The following is a 17,269-nucleotide window of genomic DNA, read 5'->3' as shown; positions in this document are numbered from 1 at the left end:
TCTTTCTTGACTTAACGGCTTGTCTTAACTCAAAGGCTCGATGGGGTCGCTGACTTGATCGGCGCGGAGATTTGCAGCGTGCGACCTCTTTCGGTCATGTCGACGACCGTCTCCATGGGAGCGGCGAGTTCATAGACATAACTCACCTCGGTAAAATACCGCTTGGAAACGCCGCCAAGCGCCTCCGGCGCAACGCGATCCAGCAGGATGATGCCGAAATCGCTGTCCTCGCGGCGGGTCGCGGCGCTGGTGTTGAATTCCTCCCATCGAAAGCGAAACATCGATTCGCTGCCATCGCCCTCGACCGACCAATGCGCGACCACATGCGGATGCTTGCCGACCAGCGAGAGGCCTTCGTCGGAGTGGGAGGCAAGTTCGAAGAACAGCAATGAGAGGCTTTGAGCCGCGCGCGCGCTCACGGTGATGTCCGGGCCATCGACCGCGATGCGCTCGGCATTGGGGATGGCGCGCGCTTCGAACAACCCCCTCAGTTTGACGCCCTGCCATTGACTCTCGCTGAGCAGCGAGACCACGTTGGACATGGCATGGATCCGGCCGATCAGCAGTTCGCGGGCGACCTCGATGTCGGAGCCGTGCCGCAGCGTGCGCGTGACGATCGACTGGATCACCGCAAGGATATTCTTGACCCGGTGATTGAGTTCGTCGATCACCGCGGTCAGACGCCGCTCGAAGCTGATCCGAACCTGGATTTCCCGGCTCAGCCGCAGGTTGTTGTAGGCGACATACCCGAACAGACCACAAATGATGCTCGTCAGTGCCAGACCGATTGCGGCCACCACCGCGGCAAGTCTTTGTGCGCGAAGGACCGCATTGGTCTTCGGGTAATAGCCGAGCGACCAGTCCCGCCCGCCGAACGTCACCGTCCGCAGCACCAGCGGAACGGGATCAGCCGCCCGTCTGAGACGTGAGGTAACATGGCCCCTGTCGTCCGCGATCCATTCCGACGCCGGGTTTCGCGGATCTTTCAGAACGACGGAGAACAACGACTGTTCGTCGTTTGTCAGCATCAGCGAGGCGAGCCGGTAGGAGAATGTGACAAAACCCGCCGCTTTTTCGCTTCCTTCCTGGAAAACCGGCGTTGCGATAACGAGCCCGAGCGGCCCGTCGGGCTGCAGCAGATTGATCGGATCCGAGACCGCCGACGTTTTCGTCTGCAGTGCGCGGGCGAGCATCGGTCCCAGGATGGGATGCTCGTCGAGCGAGCGGCCGACGAATGCGCTCGTTTCAGCATTTTTCGGTTCGACGTCCATCAGCACGTCGATTGGTTTGTCCAATGAATTCAGATCGCGCGGCGTATCGTCAAAGCTCCGGATGTGCGGGTTTGGAAAGCCGGCAGACGCCAGCGTTGCACTGGCTTCCGAAAGCTCGCTTGGCTGCAGACAGGCAACCCAGCCCGCGAGAACGAAATCGGTCTTGAAGGCATAGATCGAAGCGCGCAGCGGGTGAAGCATGTTGGCCCCCACCGCGGCGGGCGACCGAAACAATCCGGATGCAACCCGCGCCAGCAGTTCTCGTTCGATGAGACGCTCCTGTACCAGGCTGGCATGGACATCGATCGCGCGCGACAGCGCGATCCTGTCGATCGTCAGTTCCTGGTCATGAGCGCGCCAGGCCGCAAGGCCTGAGAGAAGAACCCCGATGACCGCGACGAACCCGATAACGAAACCCAGCCGAACCACGTGCCTACCCGGAAAGTCAGAAGTCAGAAGAAGGTTGCCGTTCGCACCATTGGCCGGCTTTACTGTTTGGAAACCGCACCCTCCGCCCCAAGGATGCCCCACGTCAATCACCCCGCGCCAGTCTGGTTCCGTCTCCGCGGGTAAAACCCGGCACGATCGTTAACGGACTGAGGCTGGCCGAGTCCGGTATTCATGATGGCGAAAGGTTGCTCGCCAGCTAAACCGCCGGCCGCAGGCGCGCGCCATCGTGGTCCGCCACTCTGAACGTTCGCACCGCGCCCGGCGTTTCTCCCGCAACCGCGACCGGGATAAAATGCTCGGTGCGGCCCTGGGTGGCGCTTTCGATCAGCACCTGACGTGTTGCCCCGACCTCCGCCGCCAGACGCTTCCGAAGCGCCGTCGCGGCCGCCTCGCGCAGCCGCCGCGCGCGATCCCTGATTGCCTCGCCCGGGACCTGTGGCATCCGCGCCGCCGGCGTCCCCGGACGCGGCGAGTAGGGAAAAACATGAAGAAAGGTGAGATCGCAGTCTGCGACGAGGTCCAGCGAGCGCGCGAACATCTCCTCGGTCTCGGTCGGAAAACCGGCGATGATGTCGGCGCCGAAGGCGATGCCCGGCCGCAGCCGCCGCACCTGCGCGCAGAAGTTGATGGCGTCCCGGCGCGAATGCCGCCGCTTCATCCGCTTCAGGATCATGTCGTCGCCGGATTGCAGCGACAGATGCAGATGCGGCATCAGCCGCTCCTCGTTGGCGACCGCATCGAGCAGGTCCCGGTCGGCCTCGATCGAGTCGATCGACGAGATTCGCAGCCGCCTCACCTCCGGCACATGTCGAAGGATTCGCTTGACCAGCCCGCCCAGCCGGAGCGCACCGGGCAGATCGGCTCCGTAGCTCGTGAGATCGACGCCGGTCAGCACGATCTCGGCATGACCGGCCTCGGCGAGCGCGCGCACCTGGTCGACCACTGCGCCCATCGGCACCGAGCGCGAATTGCCGCGCCCGAACGGGATAACGCAGAAGGTGCAGCGATGATCGCAGCCGTTCTGCACCTGCACGAAGGCGCGGGGCAGGGCGGATTGGAAGCCCTCGACGAGATGTGGCGCCATCTCCTTCACCGCCATGATGTCGGCGACCGCGACTTTTTCTTCGTTGGCGATCCCGAAACCGGATGCGGCCGCGAATGCGGTCCGTGCCTCGCGCCAGGCATCACCACGCATCTTGTCGTCGTTGCCGATCACGCGATCGACTTCCGCCATCTCTGCGAACATCGTCGGCTGGATCTGCGCCGCGCAGCCGGTGACGACGATGCGCGCCGACGGCCGCTCGCGCCTCAGCCGCCGGATCGATTGCCGCGCCTGCGCCACCGCCTCGTTGGTGACAGCGCAACTGTTGATGATGACGACGTCGTCGAGCCCGGCGCCGCTCGCATTTTGGCGGATGACTTCGGACTCGGAGGCATTGAGCCGGCAGCCGAAGGTGACGACATCGACCGGCATCACGCGACAGGTGTGAACAATGCGGGATCGAACCTGCCGGCATATTCAAACACGGCCGGACCAGTCATCATCACATGATCGCCGTGCTCGCACCACTCGATGGTCAGACCGCCGCCGGGCAGCAGCATCTCGACCGTGCGGTTGGTCCGTTTGAGCCGTGCCGCCGCCACTGCCGTCGCGCAGGCCGCCGAGCCGCAGGCCTTGGTCAGGCCCACGCCGCGCTCCCAGGTTCGCATCACGATGTGATCGCGATCGACGATATGCGCCAGCGTGATGTTGGCGCGCTCGGGAAAGATCGGATGATTCTCCAATAGTGGCCCGAAGCGTTCAAGGTCATAAGCATTCACGTCATCGACCCAGAAGATGGCGTGTGGATTACCCATGCTGACCACCGACGGCGAATGCAGCACCGGCTTATCGATCGGCCCGACCTGCAATTCGATATAGCGGGTGTCGCGGAATTCCTCGGCGAGCGGGATATCCCGCCAATCGAATTTTGGTAGCCCCATGTCGACGGTGTAGAAACCGCGCGTGGAACCTCGCCAGCAATTCAACAGCCCGGCACGGGTCTCGAAAGTCAGCACGGTCTTGCCCGTGGCCTCGAACACCTGCCGCGCCACGCAGCGCATGCCATTGCCGCAGGCGTTCGCCTCCGAACCATCGTTATTGTAGATTCGAACGAAGGCCTCCGTGCGTGGCGTCCGCGGGGGTTGCAGGACCATCAACTGATCATAGGGAACGCCGGCCGGCGAGGCGATCGCGCGTGCCTCCTCGGCCGTCACCGTGGCGGCACTGTCGCGCAGATCGACCACGACGATCTCGTTGCCGATGCCGTTCATCTTGCTGAAAGCGTGGTTTGCGAGCGCGCCCATCCCGGCATCCATTTTCCGGCGTCCGTCCTCCGCTTTATATGGCGAATACCCGGCGATTGGCCAGCGGCCGGCGTCCGGCACGGTCAACGCGATATCCGGCCTGCGCCCCACGCCCGCCACGATGCGGCATGACATATTCTCATGACATACTCCGTCGCGAGTCGGATATCAAAACAGCTTGTCAGGCATCGCATAATTCCGCCGCAACGGCGGCCAAGGGTCAGGTCTTGCGGATATCGGTCAGCGCGAGACGTCGGCCAGCACCAGGGAGACCCGTTCAATGAATCGCCCCCGCCTTTTTCGCCGCCTCGCGATCGCGATGATCCCGGTGGCCATGTCCTTGGGGCTTTCCGCCGTACTCGCCCAGACCCCACCCGCGACGCCTCCCGGCGCGACGGCACCGCCTGCGACCCCCGCCCCGCCAGCTGCGCCTACCCCGCCGGGAACGACGACTCCGACGATGCCGGCTCCTCCGCCGGCCGAAGTCCAGACCCCGGCGAATCCGACCGCGGAGGCGCCGAAGCCGCCGGTGACCGCGCCGGCGCAAGCCGCCGATCCCTTCGGCGAGGAATTCACGCTGACGCCGAAGACGGTGCTGACTTTCAGAAACAACGCCACCTGGGACACCGCGTTCGAGACGCTGATCGATTCCTTCAAGTCGCTCGCGGCCGTCCTGGACAAGCAGGGCGTCAAGGCCACCGGCAACATGATGATCGTCTACACCTCGACCGACGACACCGGCTTCTCGTTCCTGGCGGAAGTCCCGGTCGACCAGGAGCTGAAGGACCTGCCCAAGAACATGAGCATGGGCAAATCACCGGAGGGCAAGGCGCTGAAATTCGTGCATCGCGGCTCCTACGACAACATGGACAACACCTATGAGGCGATCACCAACCACCTTGACGACAAGAAGCTCGAGGCCAAGGATACCTTCATCGAGGAGTACATGACCGATCCATTGAAGACCGAAGAGGACAATCTTGTCATCAACGTCTATGTGCCGCTGAAATGAGAGCCGTCATGCAGAACCGGATTCCTCTCACGATCGCCATTGCCGCGGTCGCCGCCCTGGCCGCGATGCCGGCGCAAGCCGGTGGGACGCCGCCGCCGACCGTCTCGGTGACCGGCGAGGCCACGATCTCGGCGCCCCCGGATCTCGCGCAGATCGAGGCAGGTGTCACGACCGATGCCAAGACCGCGCGCGAAGCCGCCAGCGCCAATAATGACGCCATGGGAAAGGTACTGCTGGCGCTGAAAAGCGCGGGTCTTTCCGAAAAAGACTATCAGACCTCGCGGCTGTCGCTGCAGCCGCAATACAGCAGCCAGAATCGCGCGGGGACGAATGTGCTCACCGGCTATCGCGCCAGCAACCAGGTCACGATCAAGCTGCGCGATGTCAGCAAGATCGCCGGCGTGATCGACGCGGTGACCGCGGCCGGCGCCAACGACATCGGCGGCATCAACTTCATGGTCTCCAACGCTTCGAAGCTGCTCGACGACGCGCGCGCCGAGGCGGTCACTGATGCGCGGCGCAAGGCGGAGATCTACGCCAAGGCCGCGGGCGTCGCGCTCGGCGCACCCGTGAGCATTTCCGAGCACGGCGCGGCGATGCCCGTCATGTATCGCCGGGCCGCGGCGCCGATGGCTGCGGAGGCGCCGATCGCGCCGGGCGAGGAAACCCTTCGCGTGACGGTCGGCGTGTCCTGGGAGATCAAGGCGGGGCAGTAACCTTCACCCTCGTTCTTACGGAGAGACCGTCTCGTCGGATCAAGTCCGGCCATGACGGCTCTTCTGTAGTGTCGCAAACCCTCAAATCTCTATCACCTGCCCCGGCTTCAGGACCAGGAAGCGATCTCGCGGAACGCCTGCCTCATCGAGCGCGACGCCGAGCGCCTTTTCCGGCGCATCGATCGCCTCATCGGTGAGCTGAAAGGTGCCGTGATGATGCGCCAGCGCAAGCTCGGCGCCGCAGTCGGCGAGCGCCTTCACGGCATCGGCGGGGTTCATGTGCATGTCCTTCATGAACCAGCGCGGCTCATAGGCTCCGATAGGTAAAATCGCCGCGCGCAGCGGACCATGCGCCTCACGGACGCGGTGAAAATGCACACCGCTGCCATAACCGGAGTCGCAGACGATATAGATTTTTCCGGCCGGCGTTTCCAGCACGAAGCTCGCCCACAGCGTCTTGTTGCGATCGAAGATGCCGCGCGCCGACCAGTGCCGCGTCGGCACCAGCGTGACCGCGAGTCCATTGGCAAGCTCGATGCGTTGATGCCAGTCGAAAGCCTCGGCGCGGATCGCGCTGTCGGCGGCGCGCATGGTCACGTCGTTGCCGAGCGGCGTGATCACGCGAGGCGCGAATTTCGCCGCGAGTTGCGACAGCGTCGCGACATCGAGATGGTCGTAATGTCCGTGCGATACCAGCACGGTATCGATCTGGGGCAGCACCTTGAAGGCAATGCCTGGATCGTTATGGCGCTTCGGGCCCGCGAACGAGAACGGTGACACGCGCTCCGACCACACCGGATCGATCAGGATATTTTGCCCAGCCGCCTGGATCAGCCAGCTCGCATGCCCGACGAATGAGAACCGCACGCCGCTCGTCACGCTCGGTGGCGGCGTGTCGGAATAGGGCGACGGCGCCCATTCGGGCCATTTATGGCGCTCACGCCCGCGGCTGAATTGCCAGCGCAGCATTTCAGAAAGCCTGAGCGGTGCGCCGTCGGGATCGACAAAACGCGTGCCGTCGAAATGGTCGGAGACCGGACCGTCGTAGGGTTTCATGCGGGACGCCCAAAATGCCGGGAACTGGCGGCGGCAATGCCGGCGAAGGCAGTCAGCAGTAGGGGCGGGTCCAATAGCACGGTCTGGTGGGTGAGAGTGCGGAACGAGCGGATGGGACACTTCCGACATGGGATTAGCGCAGGAGATTTGCAACGCGGGCAACGCCTTTGCCGCCGAAATCCATTAATACAACAATATTATCAGATATTTATATTGGACCGACGTGACGGGACGGTTCGATCTTCCTTGACTTGCCACAGCCTTTCCATGTAAGTCCCGCCGACTTCTCGAAAAGACGTTCTTTTCGATCCGCCGACCGGCCGCAAGGGCCGGAGGTCAACGCCCGACAGCGCTGTGCGCCCTCGGGCGCAAACGTGTTTTGGGTTTGCGTCTCACAGACCCTCGGTCGTCCATGCCCGGACTTGCTCCGGGCATCCACGACTTAAATTGTCTTCAATTCGGGACGAGACGTGGGTGGCCGGAATTAGCCCGGTCACGACGAAGAGAAGACAGGAACGGCTCATGTTCGACAATCTGTCGGAAAGGCTCGGCGGCATTCTCGATCGGCTGACGCGGCGCGGCGCGCTGACGGAGGCCGACGTCGACGCCGCCATGCGCGAGGTGCGCCGGGCGCTCCTGGAGGCCGACGTCTCGCTCGAGGTGGTGCGCAGCTTCACCGACAAGGTCCGCGAGCAGGCGATCGGCGCCACCGTGGTCAAATCGGTGACGCCCGGCCAGATGGTGGTGAAGATCGTCCATGACGAACTGATCGCCACGCTCGGCGCCGACGGCCAGACCATCGACCTCAATGCGGTGCCGCCGGTCATCATCATGATGGTTGGCCTGCAAGGGTCCGGCAAGACCACCACGACGGCCAAACTGGCGCGACGGCTGACCGAGCGCGACAAACGCAGGGTCCTGATGGCCTCGCTCGACATCTACCGCCCGGCGGCCATGGAGCAGCTCGCGGTGCTCGGCCGCGACCTCGACGTCCAGACGCTGCCGATCGTCGCGGGCCAGAAGCCCGAGCAGATCGCGCGGCGCGCGCTGGAGGCCGGCAAGCTCGGCGGCTACGACGTGGTGCTGCTCGACACCGCCGGCCGCACCACGCTCGACGAAGAGATGATGTCCGAGGCGGCGAACATCAAAGCCGCCGCTCATCCGCATGAGGTGCTGCTGGTCGCGGACTCGCTGACCGGCCAGGACGCGGTGAATCTGGCGCGGTCCTTCGATGAGCGCGTCGGCCTCACCGGCATCGTGCTGACCCGAGTGGACGGCGACGGCCGCGGCGGTGCTGCGCTGTCGATGCGTCAGGTCACCGGCAAGCCGATCAAGCTGATCGGCACCGGCGAAAAGACCGACGCGCTGGAGGATTTCCATCCCTCCCGCATCGCCGGCCGTATCCTCGGCATGGGCGACGTGGTCACGCTGGTCGAGAAAGCCGCCGCCAATATCGACGCCGAGAAGGCCGCGCGCACAACCGAAAAGCTGCGCAAGGGCCAGTTCGACCTCAACGACATGCGCGAGCAGTTGCTGCAGATGGCGAACATGGGTGGCATCTCCGGCCTGATGGGCATGATGCCCGGCGTTGCCAAGATGAAGAACCAGATCGCCGCGGCCGGTCTCGACGACAGGATCATCAAGCGCCAGGTCGCGGTGATCGACTCGATGACGCGGCAGGAGCGCAAGCATCCCGATATCCTCAAGGCCAGCCGCAAGCGCCGCATCGCCGCCGGCGCCGGCCAGAAGGTCGAGGAGGTCAACAAGCTGCTCAAGATGCATCGCAGCATGGCCGACATGATGAAGATGATGGGGACCGGCAAACGCGGGCCCCTCGCCGGCATCGCACAAGCCATGGGGTTCGGCGGCGGCATGCCGATGCCCACGCCCGAACAGATGAAAGCGCTCGCGGAGAAAATGCCGAAGGGCGCCGACGGCCAGCCGCAACTGCCGAAGGATCTGGCGGCGGGGCTGCGCGGGGGCCTGCCCAACCTTCCCGGCCTCACCGGACTGACCGGCAAGCCGCCGCTGCCCGGTCTCGGCTTTCCCCGGAAGAAGAAATGAGCGGCTTCATTGTCACTTGCCGCTGGTGCAAACAACCAACGTCATCATCCGCGAAGGCGGATGACCCAGTATTCCAGAGCGTCTGCGTTCAAGCGATGTTTCGGAATATTGGATGCCCGCCTTCGCGGGCATGACAGCATTCTCTCAAACAAGCTTCGCTAATCCAAATCAATCACACACCAGGAGAACCAAATGCCCGTCGTCATTCGCCTCGCCCGTGCCGGCACCAAGAAGCGCCCAGTCTATCATGTCGTCGCCGCCGATTCGCGCTATCCGCGCGACGGCCGTTTCATCGAGCGGCTCGGCTACTTCAATCCGCTGATGCCGAAGGACAATGCCGACCGCCTCAAGCTCGACCTCGACAAGGTCAAGGCCTGGCTCGCCAAGGGTGCGCAGCCGTCCGACCGCGTGGCGCGTTTCCTCGATGCCGCCGGCGTCAAGAAGCGCGCGGCGCGTAACAATCCGGAGAAGGCCGTGCCGCGCAAGGAGCGCAAGGCACAGGCCGAAGCCGCCGCGAAGGCGTAAGGCTGAACCGGCATGACAGCGCGCATCTGCGTGGCCCGGATCGGCGCCGCGCACGGCCTGCGCGGCGAGGTGCGGCTGTGGACCTTCACCGAGGATCCGATGTCGGTGACACGATACGGCCCGCTCTCGACGAAGGATGGCGCGCGGCAGCTTGAGGTCGCGCGCGCGCGCGCAGCCAAGGACCATCTCGTTGCAGCGCTTACGGGCGTGACCACGCGCGAGGAGGCCGAACGGCTCAACGGCGTTGAACTCTACGTCGCGCGCGACAGGCTTCCCCCACCGGACGAGGGCGAATTCTACCACGCCGACCTGATCGGCCTCACTGCGGTCGATGCGGCCGGCACGCCGCTCGGAACCGTCGCCGCCATCCATAATTTCGGCGCGGGCGACATCATCGAGATCGCGCCGCCACAGGGCGCGACCCTGATGCTGCCGTTTACCGATGCCGTGGTGCCGACCGTGGACATCGCCGGCGGACGCGTGGTGATCGAGATGCCCGGCGAGATCGAGGGCGATATGCCGGATCAGGCATAATCATTTCGTCATTGCGAGGAGCGCGCGGCGACGCGTAGCGTCGTCCCGACTGCGACGAAGCAATCCAGCTCTCGCACTGGACTCTGGATTGCTTCGCTACGCTCGCAATGACGGCGATTTGGCTCATGGCACCACAGCAAACATCCTGGCGCGCGACCGTCCTGACGCTATTTCCCGAGATGTTTCCGGGGCCGCTTGGCGTCAGCCTCGCCGGAAGGGCGCTGGCCGCCGGTCTTTGGGCGCTGGAGGTCCGTGACATCCGGGCTTCCGCCACCGATCGCCACCGCAGCGTCGACGATACGCCCGCCGGCGGCGGCCCGGGCATGGTGCTGCGGGCCGACGTGCTGGCCAGAGCCATCGACGCGGTGGAGATTTCGCCGGACCGGCCGCGCCTGCTGATGAGCCCGCGAGGTCGGCCATTGACCCAGTCCCGCGTGGCGGAACTCGCCGCCGAAACTGGCTTGATGATCGTTTGCGGGCGGTTCGAGGGCGTGGACCAGCGGGTCATCGAGGCCCGCGGACTCGAGGAGGTGTCGATCGGAGATTATGTGCTGTCAGGGGGCGAAATTCCCGCGATGGCCCTGATCGACACCTGCGTCCGGCTTTTGCCGGGCGTGATGGGCAAGGCGGAATCCGGCGCGGACGAGAGTTTTTCGCACGGACTTCTCGAATATCCCCAGTACACCCGCCCGCAGGAGTTCGAGGGTCGCCCGATTCCCGAGATCCTGCTGTCCGGCGACCACGCCAAGGTCGAGGCCTGGCGGAGGGCTGCGGCGGAAGCCCTGACCGAGGCGCGCCGCCCGGACCTCTGGGCGGCCTGGGCCAGCCAAAATCAGCCGAAAGGCAAGACAGGCGGGTGACAAAGCCCCGGCTTTGTTCTATAGGGAGCCCGAAATCCGCGCAGCGAGCGTTTTCAGGCAAAGTGGAATCCGGTTTGCCGTTAGACGATGCTCTAACTCGTTGAGTTGCGCGTATTCTGTTCGCAAGACCGGTATCCACTTTTGCGAAATACGCGCCACTGGATAGATGAATTTCGCGCAGCCCCCTCAAGCGGCCGGGCGCGCCGCCGATGGAGATTGCAATGAACATCATTCAGCAGCTCGAAAAAGAGCAGTTCGACAAACTGTCGGCAACCAAGACCATTCCTGAATTCGGTCCCGGCGACACGGTGATCGTTAACGTCAAGGTGGTGGAAGGCGAGCGCACCCGCGTGCAGGCCTATGAAGGCGTCTGCATCGGCCGTTCCGGCGGAGGCCTCAACGAGAGCTTCACGGTCCGCAAGATTTCCTACGGCGAGGGCGTCGAGCGCGTGTTCCCGCTGCTCTCCCCGATGATCGATTCGATCAAGGTGGTGCGCCGCGGCAAGGTGCGCCGCGCCAAACTTTATTACCTGCGCAAGCTGCGCGGCAAATCGGCCCGCATCGTCGAAAAGCAGGACAAGCAGGACAAGCAGGCCGCGACGAGCTGAGCGTTCCTCACCACGCCTGCAAAGTTTTTAAAAGCGCGGCGGCGGCCGCGCTTTTTTATTGCCGCGCTCGCGCCTATCTATCCGGGATGCAAGTCCCCGCCGATCGTTAGCCTCGCTTCTGACGGAATCAGAAGCAAGGCTCTACGATTTTGTTCTGACGCGTTTTCTTCACGCGAACCGGTATCCATCCTCGGTCAAGCCCGAGGATATGCTTCGCTCGAAAACGCTATGATTGTCGCGGCGGATGCGGTCATGGTAAAAGGCGAAAATGGTTACGGATCATTTCAGCAGCGACACCGGGCGTTTCATCACGCGTATCGTGATCGACGACCGCAGCCGCTTGCCCGGACGCTTCTTCGGACGGTTCGCGACGTCGGCGACCTGACGCTGCGTCCTCTCACCGGCGATTGTCCCGCGCGCCCGCTGCGCGACCTGCTCCCAGACTTCCAATAGGCTCACGTCCATGTCCAAACCGACCACCCTGTACGACAAGATCTGGAACGATCATCTGGTTCACGAAGCCGAGGACGGCACCTGCCTGCTCTACATCGACCGCCACCTCGTGCATGAGGTGACGTCGCCTCAGGCGTTCGAGGGCCTGCGCGTCGCCGGCCGCAAGGTCCATGCGCCGCAGAAGACGCTCGCCGTGGTCGATCACAACGTGCCGACGACCGATCGCACCAAGCCCAATCCAGACCCGGAGAGCGCCGAGCAGATCGCGGCCTTGGCGCAGAACGCCCGGGATTTCGGCATCGAATATTACAACGAGTTCGACAAGCGTCAGGGCATCGTCCACGTCATCGGCCCCGAGCAGGGCTTCACCCTGCCCGGCACCACCATCGTCTGCGGCGACAGCCACACCTCGACCCATGGCGCGTTCGGCGCGCTGGCGCATGGCATCGGCACCTCCGAGGTCGAGCACGTGCTGGCGACGCAGACGCTGATCCAGAAGAAGGCGAAGAACATGCGCACCGTCGTCGATGGCCGCTTGCCCGACGGCGTCACCGCCAAGGACATCATCCTCGCCATCATTGGTGAAATAGGCACCGCGGGCGGCACCGGCTACGTGCTGGAATACGCCGGGGATGCGATCCGCGCGCTGTCGATGGAAGGCCGCATGACGGTCTGCAACATGTCGATCGAGGGTGGCGCGCGCGCCGGCCTCGTCGCGCCGGACGAGAAGGCCTATGCGTTCCTGAAAGGCCGCCCCAAGGCACCGAACGGCGCCGATTGGGATGCTGCGATGCGCTACTGGGAAACACTACGCAGCGACGACGGCGCCCATTTCGATCACGAGATCCGGCTCGACGCCGCGAAGCTGCCGCCGATCGTGACCTGGGGCACGAGCCCCGAGGACGTGGCGTCGATTACCGGCGTGGTTCCGGATCCCCGCAAGATCGAGGACGAGGCCAAGCGCCTCTCCAAGGAGCGCGCGCTGCACTACATGGGACTGATCCCCGGCACGAGAATCACCGAGATCAGGGTCGACCGCGTGTTCATCGGCTCATGCACCAACGGCCGTATCGAGGATCTGCGCGCGGCGGCGAAGATCGCCGACGGCAGAACCGTGAACGGCAATGTCAACGCCATGGTCGTGCCGGGCTCCGGCATCGTCAAGGAACAGGCGGAAGCCGAGGGGCTCGACAGGATCTTCATCAAGGCCGGATTCGAATGGCGCGAGCCGGGCTGCTCGATGTGCCTTGCGATGAATCCCGACAAGCTGAAACCGGAGGAGCGTTGCGCCTCGACCTCCAATCGCAATTTCGAGGGACGGCAAGGTTTCAAGGGCCGCACGCATCTGGTGTCGCCAGCAATGGCGGCTGCGGCTGCGATCGCCGGACATTTCGTCGACGTACGCGAGTGGCATTGAGACCCCGCGTGACGTGCGCCATTCGCGGCGGCACGCAATGCGGGATCCGCCGATCGAAAGCGTCGTCAACATGGATGCGATGAAGAATCCATTCTGACTCGACTGGCGGGTTGCCTTTGCCGGAAAATTCCGTCACTCGTAACGACGTAATGAAAAAAACCAAGACCAAAGCCCCTGCCCGTAAGGCAGCGAAAACGGCGCGCCCATCCACCAAAGCGAAGGCATCGGTAAAGGCGACCACGAGAATGCTTCCCAAGACGCCCGCAAAGCCGGCGACCGCAAAGGGCAAAGCCGCGAAGACGTCGGCAATCGTGAAGGCGACGGCGGTCGTGAAAAGCAGCAGCAAGACCGCGGCACGTGCGGCGGAAAAGCCCGCGGCGGAAAAGCCGGCATCGACCGCGCCACGCAGCGCTCTCACTCTCCCGGCGAAACCGGCTCCCGCCGTCACCGCACCCATTCCAGCGCCCACGGCGGTGCCGCCGGCTCCGGCCACTGCGGCGCCCAAACCGATATCGAGCCCGCCGCGCGCCGACGTGCCGCCCGAAACCGGATTTACGCTATTGGTCGACGGGCATTTCAAGAACCAGTTCGAAACCCTTTCCGGCGCGAAGCAAGCCGCCACCGACCTGAAGTCTCGTTTTCCGATGCTGCGAATCGCGATCTACGATGCGGCGAACAAGGCACGACTGCCGGTCTGAACGAATCACTCGCCAGCGCGCGTGCGTCGCGTGATGGTCGATCTGATGCGCTTCGTTGTCTAGATCAGCAGGACGGTGCCTACAAAGCGTAGTTTCATCGCGTGCCAGTTCTGGCGGAACAGTAAATCCGTCGCAAAACTCTCCCAAACCTGCGATGCAATAATGGCTGATGCCGCAAGATTCGAATTTCATGACATGAAAGGCTGAGCTTGCCATGTCGCTTTTCCGGCCAGCCGTGTCCGTCTTAAACCTCGATGGTCAACGTATCTCTGTCCGGTGAAAACCTGCGGGCCATGACGGAGATGTTGCTTCAACCCTGTTTCGTTATGCTTCAGCTCGCTGCCTCGAGCCGCTCCTGGGCCAGAAGCCGCATCGTTGCATCGGCGTCCATCGGCTCGCCGAAGGCGAAGCCTTGCGCGTATTCGCAGCCCAGTTGGTAGAGTTCCACCGCATCGGAGTCGGTCTCGGCGCCTTCGGCGACCACATCCATGCCGAGATCGTGGGCGAGCGCGATGATCGACTTGAGAATGACCGGCCGGGTGCCGCGGCTGGTGGTGCGGACGAAGGATTGATCGATCTTGATGGTGTCGAACGGGAAGCGCTGCAGATAGGACAGCGAGGAATGGCCGGTGCCGAAGTCGTCGAGCGCGAGGGCGACGCCGAGTTCGCGAATCCGTTGTAGCATCTGCGCGGCGTGTTCCGGGTTCTCCATCACCAGCGATTCCGTCAGCTCCAGCTTCAGCGTGCCGCGCGCGATCGACGAGCGCGACAGAACGGAGCGGACGTCTTGAATCAGATCGTGCCGCAGCAGTTGACGCGATGAGACGTTGACGCTGGCGAAGATCGGCGCGCGCGACCGCATGGCGCGCTGCCAGATCGCGAGCTGGCGGGCGGTCTGGTCCATCACGAACGTGCCGAGGTCGACGATCAGGCCGGCTTCCTCGGCGATGGTGATGAACTCGTCCGGCGCCATCCGCCCGAGCTTGGGGTGATCCCAGCGCGCCAGCGCTTCGAATCCTGCGGTCGAGCGATCCTCGAGGCGGATGATCGGCTGGTAGAGGATCGCGATCTCGCGCCGCTCAAGCGCGCGCCGCAATTCGCCTTCCAGCGTCAAACGGTCGTTTTTCCGGGCGCGCATCGCCGGCTTGTAGATATCGATGCGGTCGCCGCCGATGCGTTTGGAATGGTACATCGCCAGTTCGGCGTCCTTGATGATCTCCTCCGTCAATTGCGTCTGCGGGTCGCTCAGCGCGACGCCGATCGAGGCGGTCAGGAAGATTTCCCGGTCGTTGAAGGCGATCGGTGCGCGGATGGTCTTGCGCATGGTTTCGGCGAAGGCGGTGATGCGCGGCGGGTCCTGCTCCGACATCAGGATAAGGCCGAACTGATCGCCGGCGAGCCGGGCCAGCGTGTCCTGCGGTTTCAGGACGCGCGTGAGTCGGCGCGCCAGCGTCAGCAGGATCGAATCGCCGACCGCGACGCCGACGGAATCGTTGACCTGCTTGAAGCGGTCGAGATCGATCACCATCAGGGTCGGCCGCAGGCTGGGCATGGTCTTGGCGAAGGTTGCGACCGCGTTGAGGCGGTCGATGAACAGCTTGCGGTTGGGCAGGCCGGTCAGATTGTCGTGCACCGAGTCGTGCAGCATCCGCTCTTCGGCTTTCCGGGTCTCGGTAACGTCGGTGAGGGTGCCGACCACGCGCGAGACCTCGCCGTCGGAGCCGACCACCGGACGCGCCTTCAGCGCGAACCACATGAAATGGCCGTCGGGCGTGCGTAGCCGGAAGTCCTGCACCAGACGTCCGCGGCGCTGATCGAGTACGCTGTCGAGCGCCGCGCGGAACCGATCCTGGTCGAGCGGATGCAACACCTCCAGCCAAGTCGCCGCCGGTCCTTCGAGCGCGCCGCGTTTCAGGCCGAGCAGGCTCTCGGTTTCGGGACTGGTGAAGACCTTGTCGGCGGAGACGTCCCAGTCCCAGACCAGATCGCCCGAGCCGGTCAGCGCCAGAGCGCGGCGCTCGACGTCGGACACCACGCCGGCGGCTGCGCCGCCGCCCGCGAACGCGTGCTGCATCACCGTGAATCCGATCAGCATCACGATCAGCACGAGGCCGCCGAGCAAAGCCGGGCCGACGATGTCGTTGGTCACCCTGCCTTCGATCGTCATGCCGGCGGCCCCGACCCACACCACCAGCAGGAACCAGGTCGGGATCAGCAAAACCGCGCGATCGAAGCCGTGCGTGGAGAGGTAGACGATCAGTCCGAAGCCGAACACGGCGATCAGCGCCAGTGACATCCGCGCGATGCCGGAGGCGACCGCGGGATCGAACAGAGCCAGCCCCACCAGCGAGCCCAGGAACGCGAGCCAGCCAAGCGTGATGTGCGAGTAGCGCACGTGCCAGCGGTTGAGATTGAGATAGGCGAACAGGAACACCAGCAGCGTCGCCGCGAGGATCGCCTCGCCCGCGGCGCGCCAGACCCGCTCGGCGCCGGCCGACATGTCCAGCACCTTGCCCCAGAAGCCGAAGTCGACGCCGATATAGACCAGCACCGCCCAGGCAAGCGCCGCGGCTGCGGGGAACATGATGCTGCCCTTGACCACGAACAGGATGGTCAGCACCAGTGCCAGCAGTCCCGAGATGCCGATGACGATACCCTGATACAGCGTGAAGGAATTGATCTTGTCCTTGTAGGCGTCCGGTTCCCAGAGATAGAGCTGCGGCAGGTTGTCGGTACGCATCTCCATGACGAAGGTGATCACGGCGCCGGGATCGAGGGTGATGCGGAAGACGTCGGCGGTGGCGCTCTCCTGCCGCTCGGGACGGTCTCCGGTCGAGGGCGTGATGGTCGCGATGCGCGATTGCCCGAGATCCGGCCAGAGCAGTCCCGAGGACACCAGGCGATAATGCGGGGCGACGATCAGGCGGTCGAGCTGATCGTCGGTGTTGTTGGCGAGCGCGAACACCACCCAGTTCTGGCCGCCTTCGCGTGCGCGCACCTCGACGCGGCGGACGATGCCGTCGGTGCCCGGCGCGGTCGAAACCTGGATGCGGTCGCTATCGCTGTGCTGATGGTCGAGGATGGCTGTGAGGTCGATGGCGGGCGCGTCGCTGCGGACGCTGACGGCGTCGATCGCGCGTGCCGGCGACGCGGCGGCGAAAATCATGAGGGCCAGCGCGATCCACGCCAGCCAACTGATCGGACGCAATGTCAATTCCCCACGTTCAACATACACTCCCGCCGCATTGCGCGCGACACG

The 17,269-nt window shown here is 64.2% G+C and carries 15 protein-coding genes; 9 read left to right on the top strand and 6 right to left on the bottom strand.

Annotation, left to right across the window (positions count from 1 at the left end):
• Positions 1-29: 29 nt before the first annotated feature.
• The 3 genes from ACS3WA_RS00690 to dapF all read right to left on the bottom strand — a co-directional run bounded on the left by ACS3WA_RS00690 (position 30) and on the right by dapF (position 4,067).
• Positions 30-1,700 (bottom strand): CHASE domain-containing protein, encoded by a 1,671-nt coding sequence (locus ACS3WA_RS00690; RefSeq protein ID WP_438276656.1) that lies wholly within the window; start codon positions 1,698-1,700, stop codon positions 30-32.
• Positions 1,701-1,917: 217 nt separating this feature from the next.
• The gene (gene mtaB, locus ACS3WA_RS00685; RefSeq protein ID WP_438276969.1) at positions 1,918-3,195 is read right to left on the bottom strand and encodes a tRNA (N(6)-L-threonylcarbamoyladenosine(37)-C(2))-methylthiotransferase MtaB; all 1,278 of its coding nucleotides are present in this window, start codon (positions 3,193-3,195) and stop codon (positions 1,918-1,920) included.
• Entirely contained in the window at positions 3,195-4,067 is an 873-nt protein-coding gene (dapF, locus tag ACS3WA_RS00680; RefSeq protein WP_438276968.1) for a diaminopimelate epimerase, read from the bottom strand. The genes mtaB and dapF overlap by 1 nt, the downstream gene beginning before the upstream one ends.
• Before the next feature lie 280 nt (positions 4,068-4,347).
• On the opposite strand from dapF, the gene ACS3WA_RS00675 reads away from it, so the two are divergent.
• On the top strand, positions 4,348-5,079 hold the full coding sequence (locus tag ACS3WA_RS00675) for a GyrI-like domain-containing protein (RefSeq protein WP_438276655.1): 732 nt from the start codon (positions 4,348-4,350) through the stop codon (positions 5,077-5,079).
• The gene (locus tag ACS3WA_RS00670) at positions 5,076-5,795 is read left to right on the top strand and encodes an SIMPL domain-containing protein (RefSeq protein WP_438276654.1); all 720 of its coding nucleotides are present in this window, start codon (positions 5,076-5,078) and stop codon (positions 5,793-5,795) included. The genes ACS3WA_RS00675 and ACS3WA_RS00670 overlap by 4 nt, the downstream gene beginning before the upstream one ends.
• Positions 5,796-5,876: 81 nt before the next feature.
• Here the strand turns inward: ACS3WA_RS00670 and ACS3WA_RS00665 are convergent, their stop codons facing one another.
• Complete coding sequence (locus tag ACS3WA_RS00665) at positions 5,877-6,851, bottom strand: MBL fold metallo-hydrolase (RefSeq protein WP_438276653.1); 975 nt, start codon at positions 6,849-6,851, stop codon at positions 5,877-5,879.
• 522 nt (positions 6,852-7,373) lie between these two features.
• Between ACS3WA_RS00665 and ffh the strand changes: the two genes are divergently transcribed.
• The 5 genes from ffh (at position 7,374) to rplS (ending at position 11,442) form a co-directional block, all read left to right on the top strand.
• Positions 7,374-8,915, top strand: a complete 1,542-nt coding sequence (gene ffh / locus ACS3WA_RS00660; protein ID WP_438276652.1) for a signal recognition particle protein — start codon at positions 7,374-7,376, stop codon at positions 8,913-8,915.
• A 192-nt stretch (positions 8,916-9,107) separates the two neighbouring features.
• Entirely contained in the window at positions 9,108-9,440 is a 333-nt protein-coding gene (rpsP, locus tag ACS3WA_RS00655; protein WP_319797147.1) for a 30S ribosomal protein S16, read from the top strand.
• A gap of 12 nt (positions 9,441-9,452) precedes the next feature.
• Positions 9,453-9,974, top strand: a complete 522-nt coding sequence (gene rimM / locus ACS3WA_RS00650) for a ribosome maturation factor RimM (RefSeq protein WP_438276651.1) — start codon at positions 9,453-9,455, stop codon at positions 9,972-9,974.
• Between the two features lie 125 nt (positions 9,975-10,099).
• A complete protein-coding gene (gene trmD / locus ACS3WA_RS00645) occupies positions 10,100-10,834 on the top strand; it encodes a tRNA (guanosine(37)-N1)-methyltransferase TrmD (protein ID WP_438276650.1) in 735 nt (244 codons plus the stop codon).
• A gap of 221 nt (positions 10,835-11,055) precedes the next feature.
• A complete protein-coding gene (gene rplS, locus ACS3WA_RS00640; protein WP_438276649.1) occupies positions 11,056-11,442 on the top strand; it encodes a 50S ribosomal protein L19 in 387 nt (128 codons plus the stop codon).
• 279 nt (positions 11,443-11,721) lie between these two features.
• On the opposite strand, the gene ACS3WA_RS00635 is transcribed toward rplS, so the two are convergent.
• Positions 11,722-11,901, bottom strand: a complete 180-nt coding sequence (locus ACS3WA_RS00635) for a hypothetical protein (RefSeq protein WP_438276648.1) — start codon at positions 11,899-11,901, stop codon at positions 11,722-11,724.
• 4 nt (positions 11,902-11,905) lie between these two features.
• On the opposite strand from ACS3WA_RS00635, the gene leuC reads away from it, so the two are divergent.
• Positions 11,906-13,312, top strand: coding sequence for a 3-isopropylmalate dehydratase large subunit (leuC, locus tag ACS3WA_RS00630; RefSeq protein WP_438276647.1), 1,407 nt, complete (start codon positions 11,906-11,908; stop codon positions 13,310-13,312).
• 245 nt (positions 13,313-13,557) lie between these two features.
• The gene (locus ACS3WA_RS00625; RefSeq protein ID WP_438276646.1) at positions 13,558-14,010 is read left to right on the top strand and encodes a hypothetical protein; all 453 of its coding nucleotides are present in this window, start codon (positions 13,558-13,560) and stop codon (positions 14,008-14,010) included.
• A gap of 331 nt (positions 14,011-14,341) precedes the next feature.
• Here ACS3WA_RS00625 and ACS3WA_RS00620 read toward each other — a convergent pair whose 3' ends face one another.
• Entirely contained in the window at positions 14,342-17,218 is a 2,877-nt protein-coding gene (locus ACS3WA_RS00620; protein ID WP_438276645.1) for an EAL domain-containing protein, read from the bottom strand.
• Positions 17,219-17,269 lie beyond the last annotated feature (51 nt).

The sequence above is a fragment of the Nitrobacter sp. genome (assembly GCF_051535235.1).
In the GTDB taxonomy this organism is placed as follows: domain Bacteria; phylum Pseudomonadota; class Alphaproteobacteria; order Rhizobiales; family Xanthobacteraceae; genus Nitrobacter.
Note: the sequence above shows the minus strand (reverse complement) of the source record. Positions and strands in the feature narration are given on the sequence as shown.

Bases quoted from the DNA above. Each gene is read 5' to 3' on its own strand.
- rpsP (WP_319797147.1), top strand. From the start codon at position 9,108: ATGCCCGTCGTCATTCGCCTCGCCCGTGCCGGCACCAAGAAGCGCCCA.
- ACS3WA_RS00665 (WP_438276653.1), bottom strand. From the start codon at position 6,851: ATGAAACCCTACGACGGTCCGGTCTCCGACCATTTCGACGGCACGCGT.
- leuC (WP_438276647.1), top strand. From the start codon at position 11,906: ATGTCCAAACCGACCACCCTGTACGACAAGATCTGGAACGATCATCTG.
- ACS3WA_RS00670 (WP_438276654.1), top strand. From the start codon at position 5,076: ATGAGAGCCGTCATGCAGAACCGGATTCCTCTCACGATCGCCATTGCC.
- dapF (WP_438276968.1), bottom strand. From the start codon at position 4,067: ATGGGCGCGCTCGCAAACCACGCTTTCAGCAAGATGAACGGCATCGGC.
- ACS3WA_RS00675 (WP_438276655.1), top strand. From the start codon at position 4,348: ATGAATCGCCCCCGCCTTTTTCGCCGCCTCGCGATCGCGATGATCCCG.
- rplS (WP_438276649.1), top strand. From the start codon at position 11,056: ATGAACATCATTCAGCAGCTCGAAAAAGAGCAGTTCGACAAACTGTCG.
- ffh (WP_438276652.1), top strand. From the start codon at position 7,374: ATGTTCGACAATCTGTCGGAAAGGCTCGGCGGCATTCTCGATCGGCTG.
- rimM (WP_438276651.1), top strand. From the start codon at position 9,453: ATGACAGCGCGCATCTGCGTGGCCCGGATCGGCGCCGCGCACGGCCTG.
- ACS3WA_RS00625 (WP_438276646.1), top strand. From the start codon at position 13,558: ATGCTTCCCAAGACGCCCGCAAAGCCGGCGACCGCAAAGGGCAAAGCC.
- mtaB (WP_438276969.1), bottom strand. From the start codon at position 3,195: ATGCCGGTCGATGTCGTCACCTTCGGCTGCCGGCTCAATGCCTCCGAG.
- trmD (WP_438276650.1), top strand. From the start codon at position 10,100: ATGGCACCACAGCAAACATCCTGGCGCGCGACCGTCCTGACGCTATTT.